Source organism: Okeania sp., from assembly GCF_983059655.1.
Genome location: NZ_CEZPJD010000552.1, coordinates 3,496 through 5,364, shown reverse-complemented (window position 1 = coordinate 5,364; position 1,869 = coordinate 3,496). Strand labels below are relative to the sequence as shown.

At 35.1% G+C, this 1,869-nt stretch carries 1 protein-coding gene; it reads left to right on the top strand.

Translation table 11 applies throughout. The features are described 5' to 3' along the window. Positions 1–829 precede the first annotated feature (829 nt). Positions 830–1,681, top strand: coding sequence for a lysophospholipid acyltransferase family protein (locus AC3DU7_RS23975; protein WP_488041812.1), 852 nt, complete (start codon positions 830–832; stop codon positions 1,679–1,681). Positions 1,682–1,869 lie beyond the last annotated feature (188 nt).

Here is a 1,869-nt window from a genome sequence, read left to right as displayed (position 1 = left end):
ACTTCAGGCAGAGGTACTGATAACTGATAACTGATAACTGATAACTGAAATGACATATAGAGGTTGAGCACATTTTTTAGTTAAAAAAAGTCCAAGCTTTTAGGTCGTAATGGTTGAAAAAATTAGCATTTTAGGCGAGAGTTGCGCAAAATAATCCCTTGATTATTCTTCCTCCTAACTCCTCTATAATTCCCATTTCTCCTGTCTCCTGTCTCCTGTCTCCTGACCAAAAAAGAAGGTCTCAAGCCTCCCCTTTCAAGGGGATGAAAAAAATAAAGTTCAATATTTCAAGCCTCTGACTTCAGGCAGAGGTACTGATAACTGATAACTGATAACTGATAACTGAAATGACTCCTACCCTCACCCATAATACTTTTGAGCGCAAACCCTAATTACCTTTTCTTTTCAAGGAGAGGATTGACTAATTATGAAAATTTTTCTTTATTATCCCCTTAAAAGGGGAGGCTTTAAACCAAAATTTTTCGGTAAAACTAAAAAAAAATTTTGATATAATTGATTTTATTGCTTGAATATGATTTTCAATAAATTAACAGATTATTACAAAAATCAAAATACAACTGAAGGTATTCTCTTATATTTCTACATTTTTAACGCGCTCATCAGCTCGGAGTGTTGAAATACTCATTCAATACCTCCAAAAAATGTTTTGATTAACTTCGACTATTATGGTTAACTAAAAGCCACAGCACCATAATAATTGAGGATTGAAATGTTAGTAGAATACTGAAAAAATAGTGCAGCTTTATTACATTTTTCTAATTCTAAGATATAATTATTAAAATTACTAGCAAAATAATAAATTTTATAGATGCCAGTGTTTACTGTCAATAAACAAAACTCTCATCAACCTTATGATGGTTGGTCTTTAGATGACCGCGATCCAAAAGTAATTGAATCTTTAATGCCATTATGGGAATGGTTTTATCGTTATTATTTTCAAGTTCAAACTGACGGTTGGCATCATATTCCTAGAGATGAAAAAATCCTGATAGTTGGATCTCATAATGGTGGTTTACCTGCTCCAGATATGCATATGTGTATGTATGACTGGTTTAAAAGGTTTGGTACAGAGCGTTTGGTTTATGGACTTATGCACCAGAATGCCTGGTCAGTTTTTCCTACCACTCCCTTAGCAGTACAATGTGGAGCAGTTAGAGCGCATCCGAAAATGGCGATCGCTGCTTTCCAAAGAAATGCCTCTGTGGCTGTTTATCCTGGTGGTGGCCCGGATGTCTTCCGTCCTCATTCTATGCGAGATAAAATTTATTTTGCTGGACGTAAAGGCTTTATTAAGTTGGCTTTGCGTGAAGAAGTGCCTATTGTGCCAATGATTTCTAATGGCGCTCACGATACTTTAATAGTGCTGGCAGATATTTATGAACAAGTGAAACAGCTCCATGAATTGGGTTTGCCTTGGTTATTTGGTCTCGATCCAGAAGTGTTTCCTATCTATATTGGATTACCATGGGGATTAGCTATTGGGCCTTTACCTAATTTACCTTTGCCAGTAAAAATTCATACCCGAGTTTGCTCTCCTATTGTGTTTGAGCGTTATGGACGTGAAGCAGCTAGCGATCGCGATTATGTTGATGCTTGCTATGAGCGAGTTCTGACTGAAATGCAGCAAGAGTTAGACAAATTAGTGTTATCAACTTCTTGAAGAAGGAAGAAGGAAGAAGTCAAAAGTCAAAAGTCAAAAGTCAAAAGTTAAAAGTAAGAAGTAAGAAGTAAGAAGTAAGAAGTAAGAAGTTAAAAGTTAAAAGTAAGAAGTTAAAAGTTAAAAGTAAGAAGTTAAAAGTTAAAAGTAAGAAGTAAGAAGAAAATTATAGTTGTCAATAGGAGTTAACA